Source organism: Blattabacterium cuenoti (assembly GCF_014251655.1).
Classification (GTDB): Bacteria; Bacteroidota; Bacteroidia; order Flavobacteriales; family Blattabacteriaceae; genus Blattabacterium; species Blattabacterium cuenoti_I.
On record NZ_CP059225.1, the window covers coordinates 50,404 to 65,848 of the forward strand.

Annotated in this window: 11 protein-coding genes; 8 read left to right on the top strand and 3 right to left on the bottom strand. The window is 23.8% G+C overall.

Translation table 11 applies throughout. The features are described 5' to 3' along the window. Positions 1–2 precede the first annotated feature (2 nt). The 4 genes from alaS to H0H63_RS00230 are packed head-to-tail and all read left to right on the top strand — an operon-like array spanning position 3 to position 7,807. A complete protein-coding gene (alaS, locus tag H0H63_RS00215) occupies positions 3–2,690 on the top strand; it encodes an alanine--tRNA ligase (RefSeq protein ID WP_185858559.1) in 2,688 nt (895 codons plus the stop codon). A 31-nt stretch (positions 2,691–2,721) separates the two neighbouring features. Next, entirely contained in the window at positions 2,722–5,451 is a 2,730-nt protein-coding gene (locus tag H0H63_RS00220) for a 2-oxoglutarate dehydrogenase E1 component (protein ID WP_185858560.1), read from the top strand. Positions 5,452–5,479: 28 nt separating this feature from the next. Then, complete coding sequence (gene odhB / locus H0H63_RS00225; protein WP_185858561.1) at positions 5,480–6,676, top strand: 2-oxoglutarate dehydrogenase complex dihydrolipoyllysine-residue succinyltransferase; 1,197 nt, start codon at positions 5,480–5,482, stop codon at positions 6,674–6,676. A gap of 24 nt (positions 6,677–6,700) precedes the next feature. Beyond that, positions 6,701–7,807 (top strand): type 1 periplasmic-binding domain-containing protein, encoded by a 1,107-nt coding sequence (locus tag H0H63_RS00230; RefSeq protein WP_185858562.1) that lies wholly within the window; start codon positions 6,701–6,703, stop codon positions 7,805–7,807. On the opposite strand, the gene H0H63_RS00235 is transcribed toward H0H63_RS00230, so the two are convergent. The 3 genes from H0H63_RS00235 to H0H63_RS00245 are packed head-to-tail and all read right to left on the bottom strand — an operon-like array spanning position 7,802 to position 9,707. Next, the gene (locus tag H0H63_RS00235) at positions 7,802–8,353 is read right to left on the bottom strand and encodes a hypothetical protein (RefSeq protein WP_185858563.1); all 552 of its coding nucleotides are present in this window, start codon (positions 8,351–8,353) and stop codon (positions 7,802–7,804) included. The genes H0H63_RS00230 and H0H63_RS00235 overlap by 6 nt on opposite strands. Positions 8,354–8,355: 2 nt before the next feature. Next, positions 8,356–9,021: an alpha/beta hydrolase gene (locus H0H63_RS00240; RefSeq protein WP_185858564.1), complete on the bottom strand. Its 666-nt coding sequence runs from the start codon at positions 9,019–9,021 to the stop codon at positions 8,356–8,358. An 8-nt stretch (positions 9,022–9,029) separates the two neighbouring features. Next, positions 9,030–9,707, bottom strand: a complete 678-nt coding sequence (locus H0H63_RS00245) for an ABC transporter ATP-binding protein (protein ID WP_185858565.1) — start codon at positions 9,705–9,707, stop codon at positions 9,030–9,032. Positions 9,708–9,823: 116 nt separating this feature from the next. On the opposite strand from H0H63_RS00245, the gene sucC reads away from it, so the two are divergent. From sucC to H0H63_RS00265, 4 genes are all read left to right on the top strand, one after another. Next, positions 9,824–11,032 carry an ADP-forming succinate--CoA ligase subunit beta gene (gene sucC / locus H0H63_RS00250; protein WP_185858566.1) on the top strand — a complete coding sequence of 403 codons (1,209 nt, stop codon included), beginning with the start codon at positions 9,824–9,826 and terminating at the stop codon, positions 11,030–11,032. Positions 11,033–11,055: 23 nt separating this feature from the next. After that, entirely contained in the window at positions 11,056–12,537 is a 1,482-nt protein-coding gene (locus H0H63_RS00255) for an AAA family ATPase (protein ID WP_185858567.1), read from the top strand. 110 nt (positions 12,538–12,647) lie between these two features. After that, positions 12,648–14,771: an ATP-dependent Clp protease ATP-binding subunit gene (locus H0H63_RS00260; protein ID WP_185858568.1), complete on the top strand. Its 2,124-nt coding sequence runs from the start codon at positions 12,648–12,650 to the stop codon at positions 14,769–14,771. Beyond that, positions 14,768–15,439: an endonuclease III domain-containing protein gene (locus H0H63_RS00265; protein WP_185858569.1), complete on the top strand. Its 672-nt coding sequence runs from the start codon at positions 14,768–14,770 to the stop codon at positions 15,437–15,439. The genes H0H63_RS00260 and H0H63_RS00265 overlap by 4 nt, the downstream gene beginning before the upstream one ends. Positions 15,440–15,445: the final 6 nt, after the last annotated feature.

A 15,445-nucleotide genomic window follows, 5' to 3' on the forward strand; every position in this document is an offset into this window, starting at 1 on the left:
TTATGAAATCTAAATTGATAAGAAAGACTTTTCTAAGTTTTTTTAAAGAAAAAAAACATAGAATAATTTCTTCTTTTCCTATTTATTCCAAAAATGATCCTACATTATTATTTGTTAATGCTGGAATGAATCCTTTTAAAGATTATTTTTTAGGATATGTAAAACCAAAATATTCAAGAATAGTAAATATACAAAAATGTCTTAGAGTTACTGGAAAACATAATGATTTAGAAAATGTTGGATATGATAATTATCATCATACTATGTTTGAAATGTTGGGTAATTGGTCTTTTGGAGATTATTCTAGAAAAGAAATAATAGAATGGACTTGGGAATTATTGGTAAAAGTATATAAAATTCCAAAAAAAAATATTTATGTATCTATTTTTATTGGAGATAAAAAAGATTCCTTATCCATGGATAAGGAATCTTTCAAATATTGGAAAAATTTAATGGATGAAAATCATATACTTTTTTTTGGAAAAAAAGAAAATTTTTGGGAGATGGGGGCTACAGGTCCTTGTGGGCCTTGTACTGAAATACATATAGATTTACGTAATGAGAAAGATAAAAAAATATTATCTGGGAAATATCTTATTAACAAGAATCATCCTAATGTTATAGAGATTTGGAATCTCGTTTTTATAGAATTTTTTCGAAAATTCGATGGAACATTAGAAATCCTTCCTATAAAACATGTAGATACAGGAATGGGATTAGAGAGATTAACTATGGTATTGCAAGAAAAATTTTCTAGTTATGAAACTGACCTTTTTTATTCTATTATTCAAGATATAAAATCATATTTTGGAAATATTAATGAAAAAGATATTCATCAAAATATATCTATTAAAATTATAGCAGACCATTTAAGAGCCCTTGTTTTTTCTATTTCTGATGGACAATTACCATCCAATAATGGAGCTGGTTATGTAATAAGAAAAATATTAAGAAGAGCCGTGATTTATGCTAATCGTTTTTTTTCTCAGACAATCCCTTTTATTTATCAACTTGTAGATTCTTTAATTATAGTAATGAAAGATATTTTTCCAGATTTAGAAAAAAATAAACAATATATACAAAATATTATTCAGGAAGAAGAAATTTCTTTTTTTAGAGTTATTGAAAAAGGAAGTCAAAAAATAAAACATATTATTACAAAAACTAAAAAGAAAAATGAAAATATTATTGATGGAAAAATAATTTTTCAACTATATGATACTTATGGATTTCCTATAGAATTATCTAAAATGTTAGTTGAAAAAAATAATTTATTAATTGATAATAAATTATTTCAAAAAAAATTATCAGAACAAAAAGAAAGATCTAGAAAAAAAATGGATTCAATTGTAAAAACAGATTGGATAAAAGTTCATGATCATCAATTTTATGAAAATAATTTCGTAGGATATAATGTAATGGAATGTAATGATGTTTTGATATTGAAATATAGAAAAGTAGAAAATAAATTAGATAAAACTCATTATTATGAATTAGTTTTTTCTAAAACACCTTTTTATCCTGAAGGTGGAGGGCAGTTAGGAGATACAGGTCATATTAGGAATAATTTTGATGATATTTTTATTTTTAATACTAAAAAAGAAAATTCCGTAATTATACATTCTGTTAGAAAATTACCTTCGTCTGTTTTTCATTCTTTTAAAGCTATAATAAATGAAAATAGAAGAAAAGAAATTGAAAAAAATCATACTTCTACTCATTTATTGTATTTTGCATTAAAACAAATTCTAGGAAATCATATCCAACAGAAAGGTTCTTATATAGGAGATGATTATCTCAGATTTGATTTTTCTCATTATAAAAAAATAACTACGGAAGAATTACATAATATTGATAACTTAGTTCAAGAATTAATTTTTTCCGATATTTATTTGGAAGAAAAAAGATATTCTTCTTTGGAAGAAGCTAGAAAAGTATCTTCTTTTTTTCATAGTGAAACGTTTGAAGATAATAAGCAAGTAGTACGAGTAATTACTTTTGATAAATCTTCTGAATTGTGTATTGGAACACATGTTAAACATACTGGATTAATTCATGTTTTTAAAATTATATCGGAGTCTTCCATTTCTTATGGAATACGGAGAATTAAAGCTATTACTTCAAAAAAAGCTATTTTATATTTAAAATCTATTGAAAATCAATATTTATCTATAAAAAAAGCGATGAATAATCCAGAATCTCCGATAAAAAGTTTTTTTTTATTACAAAATTCTAATAAAAAATTAAAACAAGAAATATCCAAAATTTATTCATATAAGATAAAAACATTTAAAAAAAAGTATTTTTTGAAATCTATTCAACTTACATCTTCTATTAAATATATATGTGATATCGATTCATCACAAGAAATAGAATTGGATATAAATATTATAAAAAAAATAGTTCTTGATTTAAGGAATGAAATCTCTGATTTATTCCTTATTACAGGATTTAAAAAAAGTGGAAAAGCAGTTATTTTTATATCTATTTCAAATTCGGTTATCAACAATAAAAATATTCATGCTAATGAAATCATACGTCCTATGGCTTCTTATATATGTGGGAAATATTGGGGAAAATCATTTTTTTCTACAGCAATAGGATCTAATATTGATGGTTTAAATTTAGTTTTAAAAGATATAATAAACATAAAAAATCGTTTAATGAAAAATAATTTGATAGATTTTTAAAATGTTTAAATTTGAAAATAAAAAATAGTGTATGAGTGATAGGTATTCTTTTCTAAATTCTTTTAAAGATATAGAATTTCTATACAATAAGTATAAGAATGATCCTAATTCAATAGACTCCAGTTGGAGCGATTTTTTTCTTGGATTTGATTTTGGAGAAAATCAAAAAAAATATGAAAATTTAGAATTTCATGAAAAAAATTTCGAAAATATACATACAGAATTTTTAGTATATAATCTAATTTGTGCTTATAGAAAAAGAGGACATTTTTTCACAAAAACAAATCCTATACGAGAAAGAAAAAAATATTTTCCATCCTTAGATTTAATAAATTTTGGATTATCTGAAAAACAATTAGATACTTATTTTGAATCTGGAAAATTAATTGGAATTGGAAAAAATTCGTTAAGAAATATAATTCACCATTTAAAAAATATTTATTGTGGATCTATAGGGATTGAATACATATATATCGAAAATCCTAGAAAAATTCAATGGATAGAAAAATGGTTTCAAAAGAATAAATTACAACAATTTTCTTCGGATAAAAAGAAATTTTTTTTGAAAAAATTAAATGAAGCTATAGCTTTTGAAAAATTCGTTCATACTAAATTCGTAGGTCAAAAAAGATTTTCTATAGAAGGAAATGAATCAACTTTACCTGCTTTAGAAGAAATGATAGAATACTCTTCCAATAAATATTTAACAGAAGATATTATAATTGGAATGTCGCATAGAGGTCGTTTAAATCTTCTTTCTAACTTTTTTAAAAAAGATTATTCTCAAATATTTAGTGAATTTCAAGGAAAAGAATATAAAGAAAAAACTTTTTCTGGAGATGTAAAATATCATTTAGGATTTTCTAAAATAAGAAGAACGAGTCTAGGTAGATATATCAGAATGAATTTAGTACCTAACCCCTCCCATTTAGAATCCGTAAATGCTATTGTAGAAGGAATTACACGTGCAAAAATAGATACCATTTATAATCAGAATAGTAATTCTGAAAAAATAATTCCTATTTTAATTCATGGAGATGCTGCCTTATCCGGTCAAGGAATCGTATATGAAGTAATTCAACTATCTAAGTTAAAAGGATATCAAACTGGAGGAACTATTCATATTGTAATTAATAATCAAATAGGATTCACTACAAATTACACAGAAGGACGTTCTAGTATATATTGTACAGATATAGCGAAAGTAGTACTTGCTCCAGTTTTACATGTTAATGCAGATGATGTAGAATCTGTTATTCGATCCATTCATTTTTCTGTAGATTTTAGAATGCGTTATCATGAAGATATTTTTATAGATTTACTTGGATATAGAAAATATGGACATAATGAAGGAGATGAACCTAGATTTACTCAACCTTCCTTATACAAAGTTATTTCTCAACATACAAATTCTTATAATTTATATAAAAATAAATTAGAAGAAGAAGGAATTATCAATAAAAAAGATATAGTATGTATGGAAAAAGAATATGAAAATATTCTTCATGGAGGATATGATGAAGCGAAAAATATTAAATGGAATGTATTAAACTCTTTTTTGGAAGAAGAATGGAAAAATTTTCCTATAACATGTAGCAATAAAGAAATTTTTCAAGAAGTAGATACAAAATTTCCAATCGATAAAATTATAAACATATCTAATATAATTTTTACTCTTCCAAAAGAAAAAAAATTCTTTCGAAAAACGGAATCTCTTTTTCAACAAAGACTAAAAATGATTTCTAAAAAATTAGTAGATTGGAGTATGGCGGAATTATTAGCTTATGGAACTCTTTTATATGAAGGAATTTGTATTCGTTTATCAGGAGAAGATGTAGCTAGAGGAACTTTTTCTCAAAGACATATTATTGTAAAAACAGAAGAAAAAGAAGAAGAAATAACTCTTCTAAATCATATAGGAAAAGGAAAAATTCAAATATACAATTCTCCTTTATCGGAATATGGGGTTTTAGGTTTCGATTATGGATATTCTATGTATTCTCCTTATGTTTTAACTTTATGGGAGGCTCAATTTGGAGATTTTGGAAATGGGGCACAAATTATAATAGATCAATACGTTTCTTCAAGTGAAAATAAATGGAAAATTAGTAATGGAATTGTATTATTATTGCCTCATGGATATGAAGGACAAGGCCCTGAACATTCTTCAGCACGTATAGAACGTTATTTACAACTTTGTGCAAATAATAATTTATTTGTAGTTAATTGTACTACTCCAGCTAATTTTTATCATCTTTTAAGAAGACAGATGAAATTGAAGTACCGTAAACCTCTTATAGTTTTTACTCCTAAAAGTTTACTTAGAAATACAAAATGTGTATCTACAATCAAAGATCTTTCTCAAGGATGTTTTCAAGAAATATTGGATGATATTTCCACTATAAATAGTGATGAAGTTACTAGATTAATTTTTTGTTCAGGAAAGATATATTATGAATTACTTCACAAAAAAAAAACTATTAAAAACGAAAATACAGCATTAATACGTATAGAACAAATTTATCCATTAAAAATAGAAAAAGTTAAATATTTATTGGATAAGTATAAAAATAAAAGGGAAATTTTTTGGGTACAAGAAGAACCAGAAAATATGGGGTTATGGAGTTTTATTTTAAGAAAATTAGGAAATATTATATCATTCAGATTAATTGCTCCATCTGAAAGTTCAAGCCCATCTACAGGATCTTATCTAAATTTTTTAAAAATTCAAAATGAAATATTAGAAAAATCTTTTTTTTAATTTGAATTAAATTTATTAAATAAATATTATGATAATAGAGGTAAAAGTCCCTTCTCCAGGAGAATCAATTACAGAAGTAGAGGTATCTACATGGATTGTTAAAAATGGAGATTACGTTTTTAAAGGTCAAATAATAGCGGAAATAGATTCAGATAAAGCTACTTTGGAAATTTCTGCAGAAGAAAATGGAGTCATAACCTTAATGAAAAAAAAAGGAGAAAAAATACGAGTTGGAGATATATTATGTATTATAGACACTTCTAAAAAAGAAAATAAAGTTACTGAAGTAAAAGAAAAAGAGGATAAAAATGATAATAATGAAGAAAAAGAAAATTATAAAAATATTAAAATTCCTTCTCCAGCTTCAAAAAAAATTTTAAAAGAAAAGAATATTTCTATTGAATCCATTCAAGGAACAGGAAAACATGGAAGAATTACCAAATCCGATTGTATTAAAAATATATCTATGAGGAACCCCAATTCTACTATATATAGACCCAAAACAATAACAGTTCTTTCTTCTATAAGAAGAAGGATTTCTGAAAGATTAGTTTCTATAAAAAATAAAACAGCAAGTCTTACTACATTTAATGAAGTTAATATGCAAGAAATTTTTCTTATCAGAAACAAATACAAAGAAACATTTAAAAAAAAACATGGAGTACATTTAGGTTTTATGTCTTTTTTTATACTTTCTTGTGTTAGAGCTTTACAACAATATCCAGATGTAAATGCTATGATTAGTGGAGAAGAAAAAATTAATTTTGAATATTATGATATTAGTATTGCTATATCTGGCCCTAAAGGGTTAATGGTCCCTATTATTAGAAATGTAGAACATTTATCATTTCGTGGAATTGAACAAGAAATAAACAAATTATCTACACGTGTTCATAATGGAAGTATATCTATAGATGAAATGACAGGAGGAACTTTTACTATTACTAATGGAGGAGTTTTTGGCTCTATGTTATCTACTCCAATTATAAATCCACCACAAAGTGCTATTTTAGGAATGCATAAGATAATGGAAAGACCTATAGTGATTGATAATTCGATTAAAATATGTCCTATGATGTATTTAGCTTTATCTTATGATCATAGAATTATTGACGGAAGAGAATCCGTTGGATTTTTAGTATCTGTAAAAGAATCTATAGAAAATCCGATAAAATTTTTGATGGAGGGATCTGAAAAAAATATTTCTAAAATATTAGAATTATAAAATTAGAAAAAAAATTTTTTTGATATGAGAAAAATTTTATTCATTTTTTTTTCTTTTTTTGTTTTATCTAAAGGGATGAACAATGATAATATAAAAAATCATCTTTTTATAAAAAATTATGAAAAAAAATCTATTAATATAATTTTTATGTTACCTTTATTTTTGAATTCTATTTCAAAAGAAGGAGAAATTTATAACAGAAACAATGAATTGGGGAATCGTGCTTTTTCTTTTTATATCGGGGCTAAAGCTGCTTCGGATTTTTTTCTTTTAAAAAGAAAAGAAAAAGTTTATATTCAAGTATTTGATACTAAAAATGAAAAGATCAGAATAAAAAATTTTATACATTCATACAATTTTTCTAATATTCATGCTATTATAGGTCCTTTTTTTCGTTCTTCTTTGGAAGAAGTTGCTCAAAAAAATAAAAAAATACCTATTATTTCTCCATTTACATCTTCTGATTCTTTAAATTCATATACTAATGTAATACAAGCTGAAACAAAAGATACTTGTCTTGTAGAACCTATTTTAGAAAAAATAAGAATTATTTATAAAAAAGATAAAATAAATATTTTATATCTACTTGGAAAAGATCCATCTAAAAGAATTGTAAATTTTATAAAAAAAAAATTATGGGATCTTGATTTTAAAATTTTTCATTTGAAAAAAAATTTTTGTCATTCAAATTTTATCGTAAAAAATATTCCTTTTTTTGTTGTTTTCTTGGGAGGAGATTCTTTTTTAGGAAAAAAATTTGTTGAATTTATTCAAAAAAATAAAAAAATAATTCCTTTTGGGATAGGATTTCATGATATTTATTATAAAAAAATATCATTTTTAAAAAAATATAAATTTGTATTCACTACAAAATATCATTTTAATAGAAATGATAATAAAAAAATAAATATGTTTCATTTCTTAAAAAAAAAATTAGGAAATCATTTAAACAAATATCAATTGATTGGATTTGATTTAACTCTTGATATTCTAAATAAACTTGTTGAAAATAATAACCTATTTGAAATAATAGATAAAAAAACTTTTTTAGGATTAGTAAGCAAGTATCAATACCATAAATATAATGAAGGAGGATACGTAAATAAAGGATTATGGATTATTTGTTTATGATCTTATAAAAGGATTCTGTCTATTTTTTCCAATATTCATTTTTTTCATTTGTATTTTTATGATTTGAATTTGATCATGCAACAATCCAAAAATATCAGTTTTTTTTGCTTCTAACAAAAGAAATTCGGCTTTTTTTTTATCTCCTTTTGATAAGGATGCTATTGCTAAATTTAATTTAGCAATAGCTATATTTTGTTTAAATTTTAGTCCAAAATCTAAAGCTTTTTGCATATAATTTTCTGATTGAAATATGTCTTCTTCAGAATATAAAATTCCATTTAAAAAATAATAATAAGCTATCTGATTTTTAGTAAGTTGTGTTTCAGGATTTCTAATGTATTTTAAATATTTTTTTAGTCCTTTCATATCTTTTTTTCGTATTTTAAAAAAAGCTAACAATAAAAATTCATTTTTAAAAATAAAAAATATAGGAATAAAACTAAATAAAACTAAAAGACATCCACATAAATAATTTTCATGAAAAAAGAAAAAAGTAGATGATAATAAAATTAAAAAAAATAATGTGATTTTATAAGATTTACTCATAATTAATATATTTGTTTATTTTTTATCCAATTCATAAGATCTATATAATTTAATTTATTTAAAGTATGTCCAGATTCATATTCTTTATAATGTAAAGAAAGGATTCTATACTTTTGAAGAAATTTTAACCCTCTTTTTACCATATCTATAGGAATAATTGTATCATATTTTCCATGAGATATAAAAAATTCTAAATCAGAATAAATGTTGGAATTTATTTTTTCTGGTAAAATATTTTTTTCTAAATATCCACTTAGAGCAATTACTTTTTTTATTTTATTGGGTTTTTTTAAAGCAATAGCGTAGCTAAGGATCGCTCCTTGACTAAAACCACATAACCATACTTTATTTTTTTCTAATTTATATTCTTCGATAGCCTCATCTATAAAAAAAGATATTTGTTGAACAACTTTTCTAGCTTGCGAAATATTAATAAATTTTTCTTTATTGGAAAAATCAATATCATACCAAGAATATTTTTCTTTACCCATAGAATAAAATCCTTGAAGGCTAATTATGAAAAAATTTTTTGGTAGATCTTCTTGAAAAGAAAAAAGATCTTTCTCATTACTTCCATATCCATGGATCATTAAAAATAGATCATTTTCATTTCCATCAACAGGTTTTTTAATAATGTGTTTAATAGAAAGTTTATTTGTTAATAACATAAAACATTTTATTTAATTTTTTTTATCATTCCATTTTTTATTTCGAATTTTTCATCTGCTCTATCTGCTAATTGTAGATTATGAGTAACAATTAAAAAAGTTTGTCTAAATTCATTTCTAAGAAATGAAAATAAGTTATGTAATTCTTCTGCATTTTTAGAATCCAGATTTCCAGAAGGTTCATCTGCAAAAATTATTTTAGGATTATTAATTAAAGCTCTTGCTACAGCTACTCTCTGTTTTTGTCCTCCAGATAATTCTTCCGGTTTATAATCTGCATATTTGAAAATATTTAATTCTTTTAATAAAATTTCAGCTTTTTTTTTTATATTATATTTTTTATCATTTTTACTAATAAAAGCAGGTAAACAAATATTTTCTAATATAGTAAATTCAGAAAATAATTGAGGTGTTTGAAAAATAAAACCTATTATTTTATTTCTTATCATTGATAGTTTATCGTCTGATAAATATAATACCTCTTCTTTATTTATTTTCAAAATAGTTTTGACTTTTTCTTTAAAAGTAGGTTTTTCCAACGTTCCTAGTATGTGTAACATAGTACTTTTTCCTGTTCCAGATTCTCCTAAAATACAGACTATATTTCCTTTTTTTACCAATAAATCTACTCCTTTTAGGATTTCGTCTTTTCCAAAAGATTTATAAATATTTTCAGCATGAATCATATCCCCTTAAATTAAAAAAAAATTCTATGTATTATGAAAAAACTAAATAAAAAAAACGTTTAAAAAATAAACGAATTTTAGTTTAAATTTACTGATAAATAAAACTATTTTTTTCAATGAATTTATATGAATACCAAGGGCGAGAAATATTAAGTTCTTTTTCCATTCAAATACCTAGTGGAGGAATAGCTTCTTCTCCAGAAGAAGCTGTACAAGTAGCAAAAATACTTTTTCAAAAAACTAGAAAAAAATCTTTAGTTATTAAAGCTCAAATACATGCTGGTGGTAGAGGAAAATCTGGTGGGATTCAAATAGCAAAAACTATAGATGAAGTTTATGAAAAATCTAAAAAAATTTTAGGAAAATTTCTTATAACTCCGCAAACTTCTAAAAAAGGAAAATTAGTTAGAAAAATATTATTATCTGAAGATATTTATTTTCCTGAATACAAATCTCCTAGAGAATATTATTTATCCATATTATTAAATCGTGATATAGAAAAAAATATAATAATTTATTCTAAAGAAGGAGGAGTTCATATAGAAGATCTTTCAAAAAAAAAACCGCATAAAATATATACGGAAGTAATAGATCCAATATTAGGAATTCAATTATTTCAAACTAGAAAAATTGGTTTTAATTTAGGAATATATGATGAATCCTTAAAAAATTTTAGTAAATTTTTAGTTTCTATTTATAAAGCTTATACAACTTATGATGCTTTATTATTAGAAATAAATCCTTTAATTATAACATTAAAAAAAGAAATTATACCAGTAGATATAAAAATTATATTAGATGATAATGCTTTATTTAGACACCAAAAGTATGCTATTTTAAGTCATCAAGATGATGATATTAATCCTATTGAAAAAGAAGCTATTAAAGAAAAATTGAATTTTCTTAAATTGGAAGGAAATGTAGGATGCATGGTAAATGGAGCTGGATTAGCTATGGCTACTATGGATATGATTCAATCTTGTGGTGGAAAACCATCTAACTTTCTAGATATAGGAGGTTCTGCAGATAAAAAACGTGTAGAAAAAGCTTTTTCTCTTATATTAAAAGATAGATCTGTTCAAACAATATTAATAAATATATTTGGAGGAATAGTACGTTGTGATATGGTAGCAGAAGGAATAATTAATTCCTACTATAATAAAAACGATAGAGATATTAATAAACTACCGGTAGTCGTTCGTTTGCAAGGAACAAACAAAGAAAAAGCAAAAAAAATGCTTGAAAATAGTGCATTACCTATTTATTCTACTGATACCTTGAAAGAAGCAGCTGATAAGATTAAAGAAATTTTGCAGATCATATAAATGTTTATTTTCAATAATTAATTATGAATCATGTGTTTTTTGATCACATTATGTTATCTGATAAATATAGACCTGTAAAATGGAAAGAAATAATAGGACAAAAAGAAATTATTATAAGTTTAAGAAAAGCTATACAAAAAAATAAATTATCTAGATTTTTATTTTTTTTTGGACCAAAAGGGGTTGGAAAAAATACATGTGCACATCTTTTAGCAAAAGAATTAAATTCTTTTTCAGATTCAGAATTAAAAAATTTTTCAAATATATTCGAAATTAATGGGATCTTTCATCATACTTCTTTGATCGATTTTTGTAAAATTATTAATCAATCTCGTTTTTTTCCTAAAAAAGGAAAATATAATATTCTTATTATAAGAGAGTTAAATATGTTTTCTTCCAAGCATTTTAATTATTTATTAAAATTTATAGAAGAAAAACATACACATATATTATTTATTTTTTGTGGAACAGAAGAAAAAAAAATACCAGAAATACTTTTATCACGTTGTCAAATATTTTATTTTCAAAGTATTTCTACGAAAGAAATTTTTTTTTATTTAAAAATGATTGCTGAACAAGAACATATTTCCATAGAAAACGAATCTTTATTTCTCCTTTCCAAATATTCCGGAGGATCTATTGGTAAAGCTATTTTTATATTTGATAGATTATTAAATAATAATAGAAATGTTATATCCAAAAATATGATTATGAAAAAATTAGGAATCATTGATGCAAAATTTTATTTTCAAATTATAGATCATATTTTAAATGAAAAAATGTATAAAATATTCATTTTATTGGACAAAATATCTCAAGAAAAAATTAATTTTTATGATTTTATTATAGGATTTATTAAACATTTAAAAAATTTATTTTTATCTAAAAATATTGAAACAATTTCCATTTTAAAATTCGAAAAAAAAATAATAGAATATTATATTGAACAATCAAAAAAAACGTCTTATTTATTCTTAATAAATGCTTTGAATATATTTTTTTCTTTAGAAAACAAATTTCATTCTAGATTAACGATAGAAATATATTTCATTCAATTAGTATATTTTTTTTCTCTTGATAAAAATCATCATCATCAAAATAAACTAATGAAGATAGAAAACAATAAAGAATTTTTTATTTGTGAGAAAAATGAACAGATTCATTTCTTGCAAAAAAATTGGATAAATTTTATACAAAAATTTTCTGAAAAAATAAACGGAATTTATCTAGACTTTTTGAAAAGCGAAATCAAATTCCATATCATAAAGAATAAAATATTTTTTATGATTCCTTATAAGTTAGATAGCCAATATTTTTTATTAATTCAAACACATTTTGTAAAATACTTAAAACAAAAATTAAATAATCCACATTTAGAATGGGAAATTATAAAAACAAAATCAAAAAAACATCCAATAGAAACATTCAATTTTTTATATCAAAAAAATAAATTAATAGAAACTTTAATAGAACGATTAGATTTAAAAATATCTTCTTCCACATAACATTCCAAAACACAAAAATAAAAAAAACCTATTATATATAATATTTTTCATTTGTAGAAATGAAAGAGATATTTTATCTTCTTTATAAACATTTTTAATGATTTTAATTTATGATTTATCATTATTCGTCAAACAGTAGAAAAAAATTTTTTTTCTCTTCTACTTATTCCGATGAAGATATTGAAAATGATAGTTCTACTTCTTCTTATGGATCTGGTGGATCTGGAGGGAGTACAGGTTCTAGTTATTATTATGGAAGATCCTCCATTAGAAGAAGCAAAACTCCTGTTTTAGATAATTTCGGAAGAGATCTAAATGCCATAGCTATGGAAGGAAAATTAGATCCTGTAGTAGGTAGAGATCAAGAAGTAGAAAGACTATCTCAAATACTGAGTAGAAGAAAAAAAAATAATCCTTTACTCATAGGAGAACCAGGAGTTGGAAAATCAGCTATTGCTGAAGGATTAGCTTTACGTATTGTACAAAAAAAGGTTTCTAGAGTATTATATAATAAAAGAGTAGTTGTATTAGATTTGGCTAGTTTGGTAGCTGGAACTAAATATAGAGGTCAATTTGAAGAAAGAATGAAATCTATTATAAATGAATCAGAAAAAAATGCAGGATTGATTCTTTTTATAGATGAAATTCACACTATGATTGGAGCAGGAGGAACTACAGGATCATTAGATGCTTCTAATATATTCAAACCTGCTTTAGCAAGAGGTAATATTCAATGCATAGGTGCTACGACATTAAACGAATACAGACAATATATAGAAAAAGATGGAGCCTTAGAAAGAAGATTTCAAAAAATAATAGTACAAGCTTCTTCTGAAGAAGAAACTATAGAAATTCTAAAAAAAATAAAAGGAAAATATGAAACTCATCATAATGTTATTTATACAGAAGAAGCAATAAAAGCTTGTGTAAATCTTACTGTTCGATACATTGTAGATCGTTTTTTACCAGATAAAGCAATTGATGCATTAGATGAATCCGGATCTCGTGTTCATATAAAAAACATAAAAGTTCCACAAGAAATAGTTTTTTTAGAAAAAGAAATAGAAAGTATTCGTAAAGAAAAATCTAAAGTTGTTAAAAGTCAAAAATATGAAGAAGCAGCACGTTTACGTGATACAGAAAAACGTATAGAAAAACAATTAATAAAAGCTCAGAGAAAATGGGAAGAATCTTCTAAGGAAAATAAAGAAATTGTATCCGAAAATAATGTTGAAGAAGTAGTATCTATGATGAGCGGAGTTCCAGTTAACAGAATAGCACAAGCTGAAATGAAAAAACTGAATAATATGGTAAATGTATTAAAAGATAAAATAGTGGGACAGGATAAAGCAGTAGAAAAAATAGTAAAAGCTGTTCAAAGAAATAGAACTGGATTAAAAGATCCTAATTCTCCTATAGGATCTTTTATTTTCTTAGGACAACCAGGGGTTGGAAAAACATATTTAGCAAAAATATTTGCAAAAGAATTATTTGATTCAGAAGAATCATTAATACGAATAGACATGAGTGAATATATGGAAAAATTTTCTGTTTCTAGATTAATAGGAGCTCCTCCAGGTTATGTTGGTTATGAAGAAGGGGGACAGTTAACAGAAATTATACGTCGTAAACCTTATTCGGTAATTTTATTAGATGAAATAGAAAAAGCTCATCATGAAGTATTCAATATATTGTTGCAAATACTGGATTATGGATGTGTAACAGACAGTATTGGAAGAAAAATAAATTTCAAAAATACCGTAATCATTTTTACGTCAAATACGGGAACACAGCAATTAAAAGAATTTGGAAAAGGAATAGGATTTTATACTAAATATAGACAATCAAATAATTATTATGTAAGAAACGTGTTAGAAAAAGCATTAAAAAGAACTTTTTATCCTGAATTTTTAAATAGAATAGACGACATTATTATTTTTAATTCCTTAACAAAAAAAGATATATCTAAAATTACTAACATAGAATTAGAAAAAATCATATTGCACATGTTTAGTTTAGGATACAAATTAACTCTATCTGATAAGGTAAAATATTTTATCCAAAAAAAAGGATTTGATAATGAATATGGGGTCCGTCCTTTAAAAAGAATTATTGAAAAATTTATAAAAAATCCTATATCAGAATGTATAATTAGTGGAAAACTAAAAAAAGGAGATAAAATATTTTTAAAGAAAAATAAAAAAAATAACGATATAAAAGTGTTCATTCAATGAATAACAAATTACAACACAAAAAAAAAATAAAAATTATTGAAAATATATTAGATTCTTTATATCCTAATCCTATTAGTTCTTTATATTATACTAATGAGTACACTTTACTGATTGCGATTCTACTATCTACAAGAAGTAGAGAAAAAAAAGTTAATGAAATAACAAAATATTTATTTCAAATAATTAAAACTCCTAAAGATACTATTTCTCTTTCCATTCAGGAAATAAAAAATTTTATAAAAGATTTAGGACTTCATAATAAAAAATCTAAAAATATTTATGAACTATCTCTTAGATTAATGAATAAATATAATAACATGATCCCTCATAATATTTTAGAATTAAAGTCTTTACCAGGAATAGGACATAAAGCTGCTTCTGTTTTTTTATCTCATGTATCAAATTATCCTACTGTATTTCCTGTAGATACTCATATTCATCGAATGATGTTTCATTGGAAGTTAAGTAATGGAAAAAATATTCAAGAAACGGAAAAAGATGCTAAACGTATTTTCAAAAAAAAAAATTGGAAAAAATTACATCTTCAAATGATTTTTTATGCTAAAGAATATTATCCGTTAAAAAAAGGAAATAGTAAAAAAGATGTAATTTTTCAGGAATTATTAAAAAATAACTTATTGAATGATGGTTCATTGGAAGTTAAGTAATGGAAA